Origin of the sequence: Staphylococcus sp. HMSC063F05, assembly GCF_001837075.1 — a bacterium.
Lineage (GTDB): Bacteria > Bacillota > Bacilli > Staphylococcales > Staphylococcaceae > Staphylococcus > Staphylococcus epidermidis.
On record NZ_KV831360.1, the window covers coordinates 14,811 to 15,155 of the forward strand.

3 tRNA genes are annotated in these 345 nt (G+C 50.4%); all 3 read right to left on the reverse strand.

Annotation, left to right across the window (positions count from 1 at the left end):
• Positions 1-51: 51 nt before the first annotated feature.
• A tRNA-His gene (locus HMPREF2576_RS09600) sits at positions 52-127 on the reverse strand.
• A 13-nt stretch (positions 128-140) separates the two neighbouring features.
• A tRNA-Phe gene (locus tag HMPREF2576_RS09605) sits at positions 141-213 on the reverse strand.
• A gap of 10 nt (positions 214-223) precedes the next feature.
• A tRNA-Asp gene (locus HMPREF2576_RS09610) sits at positions 224-299 on the reverse strand.
• Between the last annotated feature and the right edge of the window lie 46 nt (positions 300-345).

A 345-nucleotide genomic window follows, 5' to 3' on the forward strand; every position in this document is an offset into this window, starting at 1 on the left:
GAAGGCTGAGGTTTTGCCATTAAACTACACCCGCTTAATGAAATACGATTATGGGGCGGTTGAAGGGAATCGAACCCTCGAGTGTCGGAACCACAATCCGATGCGTTAACCACTTCGCCACAACCGCCAAAAATAGCGAATGGTTCAGGACAGAGTCGAACTGCCGACACATGGAGCTTCAATCCATTGCTCTACCAACTGAGCTACTGAACCATAATTGTAATGGCGGTCTCGACGGGAATCGAACCCGCGATCTCCTGCGTGACAGGCAGGCGTGTTAACCGCTACACTACGAGACCTAATAAAACATGTATTGCGGGAGGCGGATTTGAACCACCGACCTTC